Genomic DNA, 15,782 nt, shown 5'->3' on the forward strand with positions numbered 1-15,782 from the left:
TGTCTACGCAGTCCAATGAAGGAAAGGAGCATTACACAGATGGACTTGTTACAAGTAGAACACATCTGCAAAACCTACGGCGGTGGCGAAGCAGCAGTACACGCCTTGAAGGATGTCAGTTTTTCTGTCCCCAGAGGGGAATTTGTTGCTGTCGTTGGGGAATCCGGCTCCGGCAAGAGCACATTGCTGAACATGATCGGCGCGCTGGATACCCCCACCTCTGGGAGGGTCTATATTGGGGGGGAGGATACCTTCGCTATGAAGGAAAAGGCCCTCACTGTCTTCCGGCGCCGGAATATCGGATTTATTTTTCAGGCGTTCCACCTGATCCCGGAGCTTTCCGTGGAACAGAACATGATTTTCCCCCTGCTACTGGATCGCCAGCGGCCTAACACGAGGTATCTGGAGGAGCTGCTGGCCGTCCTGGGGCTGGAGAAGCGCCGGAACCATCTGCCCAGCCAACTCTCCGGCGGCCAGCAGCAGCGGGTAGCCATCGGGCGAGCGCTGATCACCCGGCCCTCCCTGGTTCTGGCCGATGAACCTACAGGCAATCTGGATTCTCAAAACAGCAGCGAGGTCCTTGCTCTGCTGAAAAAGACCGCCAGGCAGTACGAGCAGACGGTTATTATGATCACCCACAATCCCGGCATCGCCCACACAGCGGACCGGGTGCTCCAGGTGTCTGACGGTGTACTGACCGACCTTGGGGGGTGCCGGGAATGAAAAGCTATCTCAGCCTGATCCCAATCTCTGCCAAGGTGCGCCGGAGGCAGAACCGCATGACCCTCCTTTGCATCATCTTCGCTGTGTTCCTGGTGTCGGCTATCTTCAGTATGGCTGATATGGCGGTTCGTATGGAGCAGAGCCGGCTTGCCAAAAAGCATGGTCAGGCGTTTACCCTTCAGGCAATCATGGACACTTCTATGGGGCAATCCCTTTTTTTGATTGCCGGGGCCCTGTTCCTCCTGATCCTGATCGCTGGGGTTCTGATGATCTCAGGCAGCATCAACAGCACTGTAGCCCAACGGACAAAGTTTTTTGGAATGATGCGCTGCATCGGCATGAGCCGCCAGCAGCTTGCACGGTTCGTGCGTTTGGAGGCTCTGAACTGGTGCAAAACAGCCATTCCTATCGGTATCATTCTGGGAACAGTCAGTTCCTGGACCCTGTGCGCTATTCTGCGGTTCGTGGTCCAGGAGGAGTTTACCGCTATTCCACTCTTTGGCGTCAGCGCCATCGGGGTCGTCAGTGGCATTGTAATGGGGATCGTCACCGTACTGATCGCCGCTTGGATGCCGGCAAGACAGGCGGCTAAAGTGTCTCCTATTGCGGCGGTTTCGGGAAACACAGGGAGTACCGATCGGACGCAGCGGGCGGTCCGTACCGGTGCCCTTCCTATTGAGCTCTCCCTTGGAACCCATCATGCGGTATCGGCCAAAAAGAATCTTGTTCTGATGACAGGATCCTTTGCCTTGAGTATCATCCTGTTTCTGACTTTCTCTGTTCTGCTGGATTGGGTGGGCTATCTGCTGCCCCAGTCTGCCAGCGATGCCGACATCACGATCTACGGGGAGTCGGGGATGAACTGCGTATCCCCGCAAATAGCAAAGGCCATTCGGGCGATAGACGGGGTAGAGAATGTTTTTGGCCGCCGGAGCGTCTTTGAAGTCCCGGCAGAGCTGGGGCAGGAGGGCTTGCCCCAGACCGTTGACCTCATTTCCTTTGACGATTTCGACCTGAATGCACTGAAAAAGGACGATGTACTGAAAAAGGGCAGCGACCTCTCCAAAGTCTACGGGGACAACAGCTATGTGCTGGCAATCTGCGACCCGGACGCTCCGCTTCACAAGGGGGATATTATCTGGGTAAATGGCGAGGCGCTGAACGTGGCAGGGCTGTTGAAATACGACCTGTTTAGCGGGGACGGCTTCTCCCATGGCAAAGTTTCTGTTATTACCTCCGACGAGACCTTCCTCCGGCTGACCGGTATTGGTGATTATTCCCTTGTCATGGTGCAGGGTGATCTGACAGACGAGAGCGCGGCCGCGATAAGCGACCTGCTGGACGAGGGGCTTCTCTTCCGGGACCAGAGGGGACAGCGTACCTTTGGAACCTATATCGCCTTTGTGCTGTGCGTTTACAGCTTTTTGGCCATCATTGCCATGGTCACGGTGCTGAACATCATGAATAGCATCTCCATGAGCGTGTCCGCCAGGGGCAAGCAGTATGGGGCGATGCGGGCCGTGGGGATGGATGGCCGCCAGGTGACCCAAATGATCGCCGCCGAGGCCGTTACCTACGCCCTAGCCGGAGGGGTGATCGGATGCACCGGCGGTCTGGCTATCGGAAAGATACTGTTCAACATACTGATCCGAGACCACTTCGCTTATGCCGTATGGACGATACCGGTTTTCCGGCTGCTCATCGTTGTACTGTTTGTCGCCTCGGCAACCTTTGCCGCTATCCATGCCCCAGCCAAACGGATACGGGATATGGCTGTAACAGACACCATCAACGAACTATAAGCATGGGAAAAAAGATACAGAAAATTCTCCATGATAAATGAAATGGATAGAGCTGTTGCAGCTTCATCTATACCATTAGGAGGCACAGAAAAGCAGATGGAAACTATATACAGTATCGAAATCACGCTGACAACAAGATATCGTATACGGTAAACTAAAAGAGCAAATTGTTGTTAAGCTATCCCCTCACTTTGAGGGAGGTATCCAGGTAGGAGTTTTGTAATGCAACGCCAGTGGGGTCCTTTATACCCTGTACGATCTGGAGTATGTCCCCGGCGGTGGAAAAGAGGCGGTACAGCCACAGTCCCTGGCGGCACAGTAGCCGCCCAATACCGGAAACGATGAGGTCGAGGAAATCCGGGTTTCCGGAGATAAGCTGCCCTTTTAGGGCTTGTTTGAAAAATAAATATTGCACAAACCAAATAAAAGTGCGAAAATAGAGCCATGAAGCGATATGAATTGACAAAAGCACAATGGGAACGCGTGAAGAAGTTGCTTCCAGCAGGGAGGACGGGGAAACGAGGCCGACCTCGGAAAGATGATCGAAATATGCTCAATGGGATGCTTTGGATCGTCCGCAGCGGAACACAGTGGCGCGAATTGCCGGAGGCGTATGGCCCCTGGCAGTCTGTGTATGCCCGATTTGCCAAATGGCGGGACGATGGTACATTGGAAACCATATTTCGCGCATTGACCGCAGATGCGGATATGGAAAACCTGAGCCTGGACTCTACCTGCATCAAGGTTCACGAGAGTGCCAACGGAGGGGGAAAAAACGGCGGATAAGGCAGTTGGGCGGACCAGAGGTGGGTTGAACACAAAGCTGCACGCTATTGTGGATGGACTGGGAAATCCGGTTGAATTCATGCTGTCTGCAGGGAATGACCATGATTCAGTCCACGCTGTTGAACTGCTGGAAAAGGTAAAAATCAGCGGCAGCAATGTATTAGCAGACCGGGCTTATGGGGCAAAGACGATCCGAGCTTACATCTCGGAACAAGGAGCCAGCTATGTGATCCCACCGCAGAGCAATGTTTCTGAGCCATGGCCGGTAGACTGGTGCTTATATAAAGAGCGTCATTTGGTTGAATGCTTCTTCCAAAAGCTCAAATGGTTTCGCAGAATCGCCACCAGATATGACAAATTGGATGCGTCTTTTCTCGCTTTCGTTTACATTGCCGCTATCGCTATTTTGTTGATTTAGCTCAGCCTTCACTATTTTTCAAACAAGCCCTAATGGCTTTCTCGGCGCATTGGGATTTGACCTAAATACTTTCGAGCAATACTTCCCCGCTGCCGCAGATTTCCATGATGTGATCATCGGGTTTGCGGTGGGGCTGCTGTTCATTATGTTGGTATTTCAAATCTTTCGCAACTTCGGCGTTATGCTGGATATGGAGGCGGAAGACCCGCTGAAGATGCTGGGAAAGACCGCCCTTTTTTTCGGGATGATCGTTTATTCCCGTTCTATCATCGACCTGATTCTGGGGCTGATGGCCGACCCCTATGCGATATTCTTAAATGCCGCTTCCACCCCATACCAGTTTGAGTTAAGCACACTGGTGACCGCCATCTTCCACAGCGTTTTTTCCAACCCCTTTATGAATATTGTGGCAGTGATCCTCATGCTGGTAATGGGCTGGCAATTTCTAAAACTGACAGTGGAATGCGTGGAGCGGTATATTGTATTTTATTTTGCCCTCTACTGCGCGCCGGTGGTTTTTGCCACCAGCGCTTTCAAATCCACTGCGCAGATTCTGAAATCATGGTGCCGGCTGGTGGCCTCCCAGGCCATGCTGCTGCTCATCAATATCTGGTCTATCAAACTGTTCCTCAGCTTTATGCCGGTGTTTGAACAGAGCGGCGATCAAATCATTTTTACCTTCCTTATGGGATACGCCTTTCTGAAATTCGCCCAAAAAGCCGATACCCTGCTGCGTATCCTGGGGCTGAATACTGCCAGCACCGGCGATGTGGTGCGTTCTTTGTGCGGTACCATTGCGGGGATTGCCATGACCATCCGCTCAGCGGCCGGTATGGCCTCCGCTGTTGGAAAATATTTCAGCGGCGCAGGCTTCATTGCAGGCAAGAGCAGCGGAACAGCAAGCGGCGTTGACTGCAGCGCAGCAGATGAGATCAGCGGTATGGGCAGCCGAAAGGGCGAAAGCGGAGAGACAAATGCCCCTCCCCCCTTCCAGCGTTCAAGGGCCCGCTGCCGCTGGCGGCGTGACCCTTTTGGGGATCACCGCTGCTAAACAAGGCTTTGTCGCCGATGTGATGCGGGCCGCCCGCTCCAGGATGGATGGAGGACCGTTTACGATAGAGGAGCCGCCCGCAGCCGATAACAAAACAGGAGGTGTTGAAGAAAACGGCCAAAAGAAGCCCACAGAGGTACAGGAGGGGAAAATTTCATTGGAACAGGGCGCAGACCATGGAAAAACGGGAGCTGCTGCCGGATTCCGTAATCTGGATGATGAAACGCTGGAGAGGCTGTCCAACCTGGCCCACGGCCTGCCCCATGATAAGTTTGACCCGGAGAAAGGCACCTCTTCCGGCGGCGGATTCCCTGCCTTCACCGGAGAGGACGCCAATCTTATTGGCGCTTCTCAGCTGACCCCTGCCGAGGGTGTAGAGCGTTCCATGCTGAAAAGGGCGGATGGCTCCACCGACACCGTTTACCGCAGGCCGGACACAGGAGAGGCACACATGGTGCAGTTCTCCAGCGTGGACAACGGCGTGATCTAGGGGACCACCTCCCCAATAGATCCAACGACCGGTAAGAATAGAAACGTCGTCCATCTCTACCGGAATGCAGTCGGCCAATCAAATCAGGCGCTTTTCTAAAAACAACCCCGCTAGCCTGGAGGTGTTCCGCAGAGATGGCAGCCGGATCGAGGCGTTTGAAAAATCAAGGCCTGATCCGGAACCTGGCCCTGCCGTAGCGCCGCCAAAGAAAAAATAAAAGGAAGGAACGATACCCTATGAAACGAATCAAGAATCTTTTTGCCCTGTTGTTTGTGATGATGACGCTTTGCTGTGCTGGTGTAACAGCTTTTGCACAGACTGGTGCGGAATCCCCTGTCCCGCCCGCTGCTTACAGCGAGTCGGTCGGGGATGAGGCCGATAAAGCGCCTATCCCGGCATCGCCGGCAGAACCGGAGTTACCGGAGGAATCCCCTGCGCCGCAGCAGGAGACAGCCGCAGCACAATCTGCCGGGGGAAGCCATATTCCCTATTATGTTGGCGCCGGGATGGCTGTGTTGGTGTTTATCGGCGTGACCATCTTCTACAAAATAAAAGGAAGAAATTAGGAGGCACAGAAAATGAAGTGGATCAGAATGGCAGCTGGCTTGCTTTGCCTGGCAATCTTAGGTGCTGGGCTCTATACAGCACATAGCCGAAAAAGATGGCGGTAACAGGAAAGGCAGCGCAATGGGTGAAAATGGTATTGCTGTTCTAACTAAATTCGTGTATAATAATATTAAAATAACTTTAGAGGAGGCCGGATAGATGCTGATTAAATCTTCTACCACTCTGCGAAATGACTACGACAGCCTGGTAAAGCTGTCCAAAGAGAGCGGCGAGCCTATTTATATCACCCGAAACGGCGAAGGGGAAATGATTTTTCTTTCTATTGAGGACTACGAGAAACGAGAGGCCGAGTTGAAGCTGCTGGAACAGCTGCTCACTGCCGAGAGAAACCGGTTGGCGGGCGCGCCCACCTATACCACCGGTCAGGTGAGGGCTGAACTGGAGGACCTATATGAGCAAGCATAAGGTCCAGCTGCTGACAGAGGCGCGCCTACAGCTGCGGGATATTGCTGCCTATCATCTTCTGAATGTAGGGCCGCAATCCGCCAGAAAGATCACCGACCGCATTTTGGACGCGATTGATAAGCTGGAAGACTTCCCGGAAATGGGTACAAAGCTGCCAGGTAAACGGCTGGACGGCTACCGAATGCTGGTAGTGGGCCGTTACCTCTGCTTTTACCACATTGATGGCAATACCGTTTATGTTAGTCATATTGTCCACAGCAGCACCGATTATATCAAAAAACTGTTTCCCGAAAATCTTTGATAAGGGAAACAAAGGTTAAAACAACCGAATAACAAAATTCATGGAAAAGAGCAGTCCTTTTGGGCTGCTCTTTCCTTTTCCCAACAGATGGAAAGGAGGGAGAGATTTGTCCGAGGAAAACAGAACATCAGATGGATTGGAGCAGTCGCTGGATAGCGGTATCCATACGGGACCCGCCGCAAAGGGCGTTTATGACGCCGCCTCTAATATTGGAACTGCAGCGGCCTCTGCTGCCGGGGCCGGAACCGGCGCTGCTACAGGAGCTGGAGCCGCTGCTGGAACGACGGCCGGTGGTCCTGCTGGCACGGTTTTTGGGACAGTTGCCGGGCTGCTGGCAGGACTATTGGCTAAACCGGTAATCAAGGGAGTGATCGTCATTGCGTTCTTTCTCGTGATGGTCTTTTCCTCCCTTCCAAGTATGTTCTTTGAAGAGCCGGTTGATATGGCCGACAACACCGGCCCGGAAATGGTTTATGGGCAGTTTAAGGACCATGTTCGGGAGGCGTATGAGAAGGACATCCAACACCAAAAGCAAAAAATCGAAGCGGATTTTGAGGCGCGCATTGCCAGCGGGAAGTTTTCCGGCTATGACCATGTGACCTATACCTACACCTTTGACCCTGTAGAGGAAGCGTTTCTCGCAGAAGTACAGGAAGCCTGCGTACTGATTATTGCTATGTTTGAGATTCATACCGATGATTGGCGGGAATCATCCTTTGCGCACTTCAAAAGAGCGGTGGACAGCGTAAATTTCTGGCACGATATTGTCGAGACTGAAAAGCTGTCCGAAACCTCTACCGTCACCTGGTCGGACGGTGATGAGAAGGAACCGGAATCCACCATCCATGTGGAGATGACCTACCGTTTCCATGACAAAGGCGTGGAGCAATTCCGGAATAAGTTTGGTTTGCAGGATGACCGGGAGTATCTCAAAAGTGTGGAGATGTCCTACAACACCCGAATTTACTTTGGGGAGTTCGCTGACCTGCCTATGGGCGGCATTACCGGCGGTGCCTCCGGCGCTTATCCCGGCGGCGGAACCCATAACACGATCCGCGATACATTGGCCGGGCAGGATAACCAGGAATTTTTCGGTGGCCCTGCGGGGATGCCGATTCGCGATTATCGCAGCATCACCAGCGAATTTGGCCCCCGCAATTACGCCCCCGATCCGATCCACACCAGCATGGATTTCGCTGCGGATGCGGGGACGCCTGTTTACGCGGCGATGGATGGCGTTGTGCTGCTGAAACTCACCAATATGCGTACCTTCGGCCACCACATTGTGATCGACCACGGCGGCGAAATCACCACCATGCATGCCCATCTGTCCTCCTTTGGAGCCTTCCAGGAAGGGGAGAAGGTACAGCGCGGCCAAGTGATCGGCTATGTGGGAGGCACTAGCACTGGATTGAGCACAGGGCCTCATCTCCATTTTGAGTATCAGATAAACGGATCTGTCCACAATCCCAGGCTGATCCTGCCTATGTAAGAAAGGAGCCCCTTATGAAATTTGCAGACCTGCATTCCCTGTTTGAAGCTCCGCCGGAGGTGCTGACACCCGGTGAGGTCAGCCGCCTCATTCGTGCCAGCGAATCGTATCTCTACCGTCTGATCGCGGAAGAGAGGCTGCCCTGTTTCCGTATAGGCGTTCACTACCGCATTCTCAAACGGGATGTGGTTCGGTGTTTGGAGGAGGAGACCTATATAGACCGCCATACCCACCCGCCCCCGTAAATATCATCTCTGATACTAATCGCCGGCTAAAATCCGGCGATACGCACGCTGCGCGTGCTGGCGTCGCTTCACGCCGCCCCGTCTCATTGAAAAACCAATTTTATAAGGATTTTTCTGATTTTAATTGGTTTTTCGTATAAATCGAAAGGAGTGCCGCCTAGACGGTGTCGTCAATAAAGAAGGAGCCAAATAGCAATACAACGTATTTGGACAGCAGCAGCGAAAGAAGCGGCATTTTTAGCGTAGCGAGTCGCAATACCGCGCCATCTTTTGAGAAGCAGGAAAGCGTTCTCGACGAGATGGCGAAGTTTGTAGAAATATTTATCATACTTCCGAGGATGTTTTCGGCTTTTCCTTGGCGGAATGACCGGTATCATTCCCTCGTCAACCGCCTTGAGGATGATTGCGTCCGTATCATAGCCTCGATCTGCCAGAAGATATTCTGCCTGAAATCCCTCGATCAACCGCGCTGCAATTGTGCAATCCGCTGTGGTACCAGAAGTGACAAAGAATCGCACCGGCATACCATGCGCATCCACGGCCAAATGTATCTTGGTGTTGAGCCCCCTTTTGTACGGCCCATCGCCTGATTTCCACCCCGCGCGCCAGCCTTTTTCGCCTATTGTGTTTGGTTTGATTTTCTCCCACGCTCTGTCGCTTATATCATGTCGATGCTGTTCCCTCGCCATTTTTCTGCCCTCCTGCTACTTTGAGGACTATTATAGCACATTTCTATTGACGACACAACCTAGCCGATTTTAGATAAAAGTTCACCGGCATGATTTCCAGTATCTTTATATACCGTCCATCCTTGGTGACAATGACGCCGTTTTGCACATCCAGCACCGGGAGCCAGCCCTGGGTACTGTTGCGGTACTGGGCGGCGTGGGCCTGCTTGATCTGCTTTCCGAAGATAAGTTCTTTCAGTCCCATTACACAGTCCTCCCGCGCTTTTTGCTCTCCAGGGGCGTCCCCCGGAAGGTGATGATTTTCTTTCTCCGTTTCCATCTCCACCAGGCAATCAGGGCCCGGGAAAGGCTGTCGTCCCCCGGGCCGATGAGGGCAAAGCCCACCGATGGGACTACTAGGGCCATGGTGATGACGATATTTGTGGTAAGGGCGAAAGGCAGCAGCCGGAAACAGAAAAACAGAGTGGGAACGGCGATGATAGCCGCCTCCACCGTGTTGCGGATGGGGAACAGGCCGAACAGCCGCCCGGCATCGGTGTAGTTGGCGGGGATATGGTAGGTCACATAGCTCATAGCAGCTCTTCACCGTCCTTTGCGTATTCCAGAAGCCGGGATTCCAGCTTTTCAAAATCTTTTTCCAGAGGGGCGCCATCCGCTCCTCGTTTTGTTATAACAGAGCGAAAAGCCTTGGCTACCAGCTGACGCTGGTATTCAGTGGTGTAGTCGGTCCCCAGCTCAATCTCGATGATACGCTGGCGGGATACCTGGGCGGCCTCGGCCAGCTCCCTGTGGGTGACACGGTGTTTCAGGCGCAAAGGGCACATCCAGCGGGTGAGATACATAGGCAGCACTTCCTTTTGAATAAAATAAAGACATCCTGTAAAATCCAGGATACCTGACTTGAAGATTTTAAGGGGATAGCGTATAATGAAATAGAAGATCATACGCAGAGGGGATGTTTAGCCATGCCGAGTGAAAATCAAATAGAACTGGCCAGGTATCGTATGGGGAAAGCCCGGCAGTGCGCGGCTACGGCCAGGAACATCCTTTTTGACGGGGATTATGAGGCCAGCGTTGGCCGCTCCTGTTTCGCGATCTTCCATGGGATGCGGGCGGTCTTGATCCTGGACGGTTTCGATTTCAAAGAAGGCCCTGCTGTTACCGAAAACTTCACGGAGCATTATGTTACAACCGGGCTCTTTGATGAAAGCTCCTCTCAAATCGTCAGGAAGGTATTTGACCTGTGTACCGCCTGCAACTATGACGATCCCTTTACAGTTTCCAGGCAGGAAGCCGAACAGCAGGAAGTAAATGCTTGTGCTTTTCTGGAGAAAGTCGAACATTACATAGGAAAGCAGATGCTATCCTGACCGGAGAGCCCCACATTAGACAGTTTGCCGTGTTTATGGTATAATAAAAAAGGACAGCATCGAAGCGGTTGAAAAGTATCCTTTTGATTCTTTTCAGGCCTACGGTAGGAGGACATTCTCTGGCAGCCCAGCTTCAGATTGCATGGCCACTAGGCCTGCGAAGCTTGCGGACATTTGCCCGCTGCTTGTTTTTAAGTGTTTTGGCGATAAAAGCGGCTGTAACCGCTTTCGGACGGAGGAAACAACTTGCGACATGCATTTCAGGCGCCGCTCTGGTTTGACGGCGCGTTCGGAACCTATTATTTTTCGCTCACAGGGGACGAAACTCCCTGTGAGCTTGCCAATCTAAAGAATCCCGCTTTGGTCGGTCAGATCCATCGGGAGTACCTCAAGGCGGGGGCAACGGCGCTCAAAACCAACACATTCGCAGCAAATCCCGGGACGCTGCCCGACCCGGAGCAGCTTGGAACGGTGCTCCAGGCCGGCTTGGAAATTGCGCAGAAGGCAGCGGCAGAGCATGGTGCGGAGGTATTTGCGGATATCGGAGGCATCAGCGCAACGGATGCGGAACAATTTTATCTTACCGTAGCCGAACGGTTCCTTGATCTTGGGGTGACATCGTTCCTCTTTGAGACACTTCCCTCCTACGAGGAATTGGTTCCCGCCCTGAAGCGGATTCGGGAGCGGGAGCCGGAAGCCAAAATCGTGGTTTCGTTCGCAGTTTCTCAGGATGGATATACCCGGCGAGGCTTGTCCCACCGCGCACTCGCAGGGATAGCGGCAGCGGATGGGTATGCGGATGCGGTTGGCTTTAACTGCGTCTGTGGGCCGAGCCACATGGTTTCTCTGGTCAAAAGCCTGGGAGAAATCGGCTGCCCGATCATTGCAATGCCGAATGCGGGATATCCGTCCTCCCTCAATGGACGGGTGATCTTCGAGGACAATGCTGGATATTTTGCAACCCGGATGGTGGAGCTTTATCAGGCGGGTGTCGACCTTTTAGGCGGATGTTGTGGGACAACCCCCCGCCATATTGCACAGGCGGTTCGGGCGGTGTGCAGTGTGACCCGCCCGGAGCGTTTGACGGCCGTTTCCGAAAAAACGGTGGCATCCCAAGTCCTGCCGCATGGCGGCAAGGGAAAAAAGGTGATTGCGGTAGAGCTGGCTCCTCCGCAGGATTGCGACTGTTCGTTTCTCCTCTCGGCAGCCGGGGAGTTGAAAAGCTGCGGAGCAGATATGATTACAGTGTCGGATTCCCCTCTTTCCCGCGCCCGCGCGGACAGCCTGATGATTGCGGCGAAGATCCGGCGGGAGGTTGGCATTGAGGTTCTGCCGCACCTTTGCTGTCGGGATAAAAACCACATTGCACTTAAAGCAGGGATACTCGGTGCGGCACTGGAAGGGATCAACCGGGTGCTGGTCATCACAGGAGACCCGCCGGTGCAAAGCAATATGCGGAACCCGGGGGTATTCAGCTTCAATTCGTTCGATCTGATCTCGTTTATTGCGAGCATGAATACCGATCTGTTTTCGGGCCGCCCATTTCTGATTGGGGGAGCGCTCAATGTAAACGCGGCGAATTTCCCGGTTGAACTGGAGCGCGCCCGCAAAAAGATCGCACGCGGCGCGGGGATGCTCTTTTCCCAGCCGATTTTCAGCGAACAGGCGGTCAAAAATTTTCTGCTTGCGAGCCGGGAGCTCGACTGTGCGCTTTTTGCGGGAATCCTGCCGGTAGCAGGCTACAGAAATGCACTGTTTCTGGTCAATGAGGTCTCTGGCATTGAGATACCGGATGCAGTAATGCAGTCCCTGAAAGATAAAACGCCTGCACAGGCAGCGGAAATTTCCATTGCATACAGTGCGGGCATATTGGAGCAGGTCTATGACGCGGCGGACGGCTTTTACATCATGACCCCGCTCAAGCGAGTGGATATTGTGCGGGGCCTGATCGAGCGGATACACCGCCGGGAAGAACAGGAGGAGTCAAAATGATCTTAATTGGAGAAAAGCTCAACAGCTCGATCCCCAAAACGCTGGAAGCGTTCCAGGCAAAGGACGAGAGCGCGGTGGTAGAGCTGATCCGCCGTCAAGCGGATGGCGGCGCTCAGTTTCTCGACATCAACACTGCGATCTGCGGGGAAGCAGAGCAGGAGACCCTGCTCTGGGTGATTGGGCTGGTCAAGGACAACTGCGACTGCGGAATCATGATCGATACGACCGATCCGGCAGTAATGGCTGCGGGTGTGCAGGCGGCTGCGGGCAGGGGGCTGATCCTCAATTCGGCGACTATCACCGATCGATTCGAGGAGGTGACCCGGCTGGCACGCGAGAGCGGTGCATCGGTGGTCGGGCTACCGATCGACAGCGAGGGGATGCCGCACACGGCCCAAGAGAAATGCGCCAAAATCGACCTGCTGATGGGGAAGCTCCGCGAAGCGGGGATTCCCGATTCGCGCGTCTATGTCGATGTGCTGATTGAGACACTTGCGACCGACGGAGAGAGTGCTAAAAATGCGATTGCCGCTCTGCGCCACGTTGCCGCGAACTATCCGGATGCACAGACCACCTGCGGGCTTTCCAATATCTCATTCGGGCTGCCCCGCCGTTCGCTTATCAACAGCGCATTCGTCTCCGCTGCGCTCTCCGCGGGCCTGACCAGCGCGATCCTGGATCCTGCCAGTCCGGCCATGCAGGCAGCACTTGCGGCGTCCAGGGTAGTCGCCGGGCAGGATGACTACTGCATGGACTACATCACATACATCCGATCCCAGGAGGAAGAATAGAGCGGCGCGGGGGCATGTCCTGGATGCGGATAGGCGTTCAGCGGTCCCTGATAGACCAGCTCTGCATGGGGGATCCGCATGAAATCCTGCGGACGGACGAGTGAATAGTCCTTGTCAAAAAGGTGCAGGCCGCTTTGTTCCAGCACATAGGCGACAAACTGTGAACAGACAAAATGCCGGCGGCGGTGGAGGGGGATACCTGCCTGAATCGCGAGCAGGCCGGCGAAGTTGTAGCGGAACCGCCATTCCTGCTGCTCAAACTGGCGGATGCTCTGGTGCAGATTCCAGAATTCGCGCGCCCGTACCGGCACCCGGTAGACTGCACAGCGGGTGTCGCTGTATTGGCAGTAGATGCCATAGTGGGGCTGCTCTCGGACAAACCCAGCCGCCAGCGGAAAATAGAGGCACTGACGTCCAAAGCTGTAAAGCCGGTCGAGGGAATCGTCCAGCGAGAGTGAGACATGGTTATATTCGGCGCGGTTAAAAAGTTGTAACAGCCGGGAAAAACAGGTCCCGGTCTGGCTGACGACAAAATAGACACAGCGTTCCACAAGGAATCCCTCCATTTGATGATGTACTGTAGTTTCTATCTATCAAAACGAGGGAATGTAACGGCAGACTTCAAATTTTGTCGAAAAAGCGTATAAAAACGAAATATTAGAAAGCAGGGAGCATTTATGATTCGATTCAACCATTTTAATTTCAACGTATTTGATCTGGAAAAGAGCCTGGAATTTTATAAGGATGCCTTGAATCTTACACCGGTGCGGGAGAAAAAAGCGCCGGACGGTTCGTTCCGGCTGGTTTATCTCGGAGACGAAGCGGGAAGTGACTTCACCCTTGAGCTGACCTGGCTACGGGATCGTGAAACCCTCTATAACCTCGGGGATCTGGAGTATCATCTCGCTTTTACGGCTGATAACTTCGATGAGCTGCACGAAAAGCATCAGAAGATGGGCGTGATCTGTTTCGAGAATCCCGGAATGGGCATCTATTTTATCAGTGATCCGGACGGCTACTGGATCGAAATTGTTCCGGTACGGTAATTTCCAAAATTGCCGCCAGAAGGTACATCACGAACAAAGGCAGATAGACATATGTCTATCTGCCTTTGTTTTATAAAAGTCCATATGCGCGATCCTTTGACAGGAGAAATGGTTCTCCTATAGGTCAGACACTGTGTTTCTCCAGCCACTTCCCGGCGCATCCTGCCAGAACGGCGGCACCCAACGGAAGGACCTCTTCGTTAAAAACGATGGCTGGATGGTGGGAGCCTGCCCGATTGTAGATTTCCTCTGGGCCGCCGGCGCCGATGCCCATAAAGACCGAGGGTACCTGTTGGGTCACTTCGGCGAAGTCTTCGCTGCCCATCTGCCGGGGAAGCTCCACCATCTTATTTGCGATCTGCCCCGTGTAATCCGCCAGTTCTGCGGCCAGATCAGGCTGGTTATGGAGGGAAGCAGTTCCCGCGAGGAACTCCACCTCACAGCTCCCACGAAAAAGCGCCGCCATCCCCTGGCAGATCTGCACCAGCCGCTCTTTGGCCATAGCCCGATTCTGGTTGGAGAACGCCCGTATGCTGCCGGTGAGGACTGCGGCCTCTGGGATGGAATTGTGCAGCTGCCCTGCGTGGAGGGTGCAGACGGTGAGTACCAGCGGGTCCTGTGGGTCGGTCTCCCGGGCGTTTACCTCCTGAAGGGCCAGAAGAATATGAGCGGCGATGTTGATAGGGTCTACCGCATTTTGTGGAATGGCGCCATGCCCAGCCTTGCCGGTGACGGTGATACGGAAGCTGTCTGAGGAAGCCAGGGCCGGCCCCTGCCGCCACATCACAGTTCCAACATGGTTGACCCCTGGAAAGACGTGAAGCGCCAAAGCCGCGTCTACCTTGGGATTCTCGAGAATCCCCGCTTCTACCATGGCTGCTGCACCCTGGAGACTCTCTTCTCCGGGCTGGAACATGAGTTTTACCTGTCCGGGCAGCTCCGCTTCATGGCGTTTTAAGAGCCGGGCAGCGCCCAGGAGCATCGTGGTATGGATGTCGTGGCCGCAGGTATGCGCATATCCTCCGGCAGCGGCAAAGGGAAGGCCGCTCTGCTCCGGCATCTCCAGCGCATCCATGTCCCCCCGCAGGAGGAACACCTTCCCTCCGGGCCGGCCGATGCAGGCGGTGACTCCGCCCGCCAGTTTCTGTGGCTGAATGCCCAGTGTATCCAACTCCTTGCAGACATGGGCCACCGTGTTGGGGAGCTCCATCCCCAGCTCCGGCATCTGGTGGAGGGTGCGGCGGCAGGACACCAACGCATCCTTTTCCGCCAGCGCTTCCTCATAGAGCAGCTTCATTTCCAACATGATTCCGTCTCCTTTCTGGCTCTGATGGTATAACGGCTAAAAAACGGATGTTATACCGGCTTACCGGCAGGACGATCTGCGGGTGTGCTCCCGCTCCTGCTTCGATGATTCATTCTGTATATAAGATAGCAGCAATTTTGGTGCCATACCCGGTTCCTCCTTTCTTGACAGGGCAGAACCGCCTATGTCATAATAAATAGGTGGATTTGGAGGAAATAGGGTTGCTTTTTCTGAAAATATCCACCGTT

The 15,782-nt window shown here is 53.9% G+C and carries 18 protein-coding genes and 2 pseudogenes; 14 read left to right on the plus strand and 6 right to left on the minus strand.

Features of this window, described 5'->3' with window-relative positions:
- The first annotated feature begins 39 nt into the window (after positions 1 to 39).
- From C814_RS14080 to C814_RS14125, 10 genes and pseudogenes are all read left to right on the plus strand, one after another.
- Positions 40 to 723 (plus strand): ABC transporter ATP-binding protein, encoded by a 684-nt coding sequence (locus C814_RS14080; RefSeq protein ID WP_016316012.1) that lies wholly within the window; start codon positions 40 to 42, stop codon positions 721 to 723.
- Positions 720 to 2,525 (plus strand): ABC transporter permease, encoded by a 1,806-nt coding sequence (locus tag C814_RS14085; RefSeq protein ID WP_016316013.1) that lies wholly within the window; start codon positions 720 to 722, stop codon positions 2,523 to 2,525. The genes C814_RS14080 and C814_RS14085 overlap by 4 nt, the downstream gene beginning before the upstream one ends.
- A 444-nt stretch (positions 2,526 to 2,969) precedes the next feature.
- Positions 2,970 to 3,729, plus strand: a pseudogene (locus tag C814_RS23020) (IS5 family transposase).
- A 49-nt stretch (positions 3,730 to 3,778) separates the two neighbouring features.
- Complete coding sequence (locus C814_RS14095; protein WP_016316015.1) at positions 3,779 to 4,780, plus strand: conjugal transfer protein TrbL family protein; 1,002 nt, start codon at positions 3,779 to 3,781, stop codon at positions 4,778 to 4,780.
- Positions 4,761 to 5,270, plus strand: coding sequence for a hypothetical protein (locus tag C814_RS14100; RefSeq protein ID WP_016316016.1), 510 nt, complete (start codon positions 4,761 to 4,763; stop codon positions 5,268 to 5,270). The genes C814_RS14095 and C814_RS14100 overlap by 20 nt, the downstream gene beginning before the upstream one ends.
- Before the next feature lie 236 nt (positions 5,271 to 5,506).
- The gene (locus C814_RS14105; RefSeq protein WP_016316017.1) at positions 5,507 to 5,836 is read left to right on the plus strand and encodes a hypothetical protein; all 330 of its coding nucleotides are present in this window, start codon (positions 5,507 to 5,509) and stop codon (positions 5,834 to 5,836) included.
- Between the two features lie 199 nt (positions 5,837 to 6,035).
- Positions 6,036 to 6,302, plus strand: coding sequence for a type II toxin-antitoxin system Phd/YefM family antitoxin (locus C814_RS14110; RefSeq protein ID WP_016316018.1), 267 nt, complete (start codon positions 6,036 to 6,038; stop codon positions 6,300 to 6,302).
- Entirely contained in the window at positions 6,289 to 6,603 is a 315-nt protein-coding gene (locus C814_RS14115; RefSeq protein WP_016316019.1) for a type II toxin-antitoxin system RelE/ParE family toxin, read from the plus strand. The genes C814_RS14110 and C814_RS14115 overlap by 14 nt, the downstream gene beginning before the upstream one ends.
- Before the next feature lie 106 nt (positions 6,604 to 6,709).
- Positions 6,710 to 8,095: a M23 family metallopeptidase gene (locus C814_RS22365; protein ID WP_016316020.1), complete on the plus strand. Its 1,386-nt coding sequence runs from the start codon at positions 6,710 to 6,712 to the stop codon at positions 8,093 to 8,095.
- 14 nt (positions 8,096 to 8,109) lie between these two features.
- Positions 8,110 to 8,340: a helix-turn-helix domain-containing protein gene (locus C814_RS14125; protein WP_016316021.1), complete on the plus strand. Its 231-nt coding sequence runs from the start codon at positions 8,110 to 8,112 to the stop codon at positions 8,338 to 8,340.
- Between the two features lie 170 nt (positions 8,341 to 8,510).
- Here the strand turns inward: C814_RS14125 and C814_RS0104915 are convergent.
- From C814_RS0104915 to C814_RS14140, 4 genes and pseudogenes are all read right to left on the minus strand, one after another.
- Positions 8,511 to 8,950, minus strand: a pseudogene (locus C814_RS0104915) (IS5 family transposase); the annotation flags it as partial.
- A 122-nt stretch (positions 8,951 to 9,072) separates the two neighbouring features.
- Complete coding sequence (locus C814_RS14130) at positions 9,073 to 9,273, minus strand: hypothetical protein (RefSeq protein WP_016316023.1); 201 nt, start codon at positions 9,271 to 9,273, stop codon at positions 9,073 to 9,075.
- Entirely contained in the window at positions 9,273 to 9,602 is a 330-nt protein-coding gene (locus C814_RS14135; protein WP_016316024.1) for a hypothetical protein, read from the minus strand. Before C814_RS14135 ends, C814_RS14130 begins: the two co-directional genes overlap by 1 nt.
- Positions 9,599 to 9,871: a hypothetical protein gene (locus C814_RS14140; RefSeq protein WP_016316025.1), complete on the minus strand. Its 273-nt coding sequence runs from the start codon at positions 9,869 to 9,871 to the stop codon at positions 9,599 to 9,601. The genes C814_RS14135 and C814_RS14140 overlap by 4 nt, the downstream gene beginning before the upstream one ends.
- A gap of 123 nt (positions 9,872 to 9,994) precedes the next feature.
- Between C814_RS14140 and C814_RS14145 the strand changes: the two genes are divergently transcribed.
- The 3 genes from C814_RS14145 to C814_RS14155 all read left to right on the plus strand — a co-directional run bounded on the left by C814_RS14145 (position 9,995) and on the right by C814_RS14155 (position 13,182).
- Complete coding sequence (locus tag C814_RS14145; protein WP_016316026.1) at positions 9,995 to 10,399, plus strand: HEPN domain-containing protein; 405 nt, start codon at positions 9,995 to 9,997, stop codon at positions 10,397 to 10,399.
- Positions 10,400 to 10,645: 246 nt separating this feature from the next.
- Positions 10,646 to 12,391: a bifunctional homocysteine S-methyltransferase/methylenetetrahydrofolate reductase gene (locus C814_RS14150; RefSeq protein ID WP_016316027.1), complete on the plus strand. Its 1,746-nt coding sequence runs from the start codon at positions 10,646 to 10,648 to the stop codon at positions 12,389 to 12,391.
- Positions 12,388 to 13,182, plus strand: coding sequence for a dihydropteroate synthase (locus tag C814_RS14155; protein ID WP_016316028.1), 795 nt, complete (start codon positions 12,388 to 12,390; stop codon positions 13,180 to 13,182). Before C814_RS14150 ends, C814_RS14155 begins: the two co-directional genes overlap by 4 nt.
- Here C814_RS14155 and C814_RS14160 read toward each other — a convergent pair.
- Positions 13,146 to 13,733: a hypothetical protein gene (locus C814_RS14160; protein ID WP_016316029.1), complete on the minus strand. Its 588-nt coding sequence runs from the start codon at positions 13,731 to 13,733 to the stop codon at positions 13,146 to 13,148. The genes C814_RS14155 and C814_RS14160 overlap by 37 nt on opposite strands.
- Before the next feature lie 126 nt (positions 13,734 to 13,859).
- Here C814_RS14160 and C814_RS14165 point away from each other — a divergent pair, with 126 nt between their 5' ends.
- The gene (locus C814_RS14165; RefSeq protein WP_016316030.1) at positions 13,860 to 14,228 is read left to right on the plus strand and encodes a VOC family protein; all 369 of its coding nucleotides are present in this window, start codon (positions 13,860 to 13,862) and stop codon (positions 14,226 to 14,228) included.
- Positions 14,229 to 14,352: 124 nt separating this feature from the next.
- On the opposite strand, the gene C814_RS14170 is transcribed toward C814_RS14165, so the two are convergent.
- Positions 14,353 to 15,534, minus strand: a complete 1,182-nt coding sequence (locus C814_RS14170; protein WP_016316031.1) for a M20 metallopeptidase family protein — start codon at positions 15,532 to 15,534, stop codon at positions 14,353 to 14,355.
- Positions 15,535 to 15,782: the final 248 nt, after the last annotated feature.

This window comes from Anaerotruncus sp. G3(2012) (assembly GCF_000403395.2).
Classification (GTDB): domain Bacteria; phylum Bacillota; class Clostridia; order Oscillospirales; family Ruminococcaceae; genus Anaerotruncus.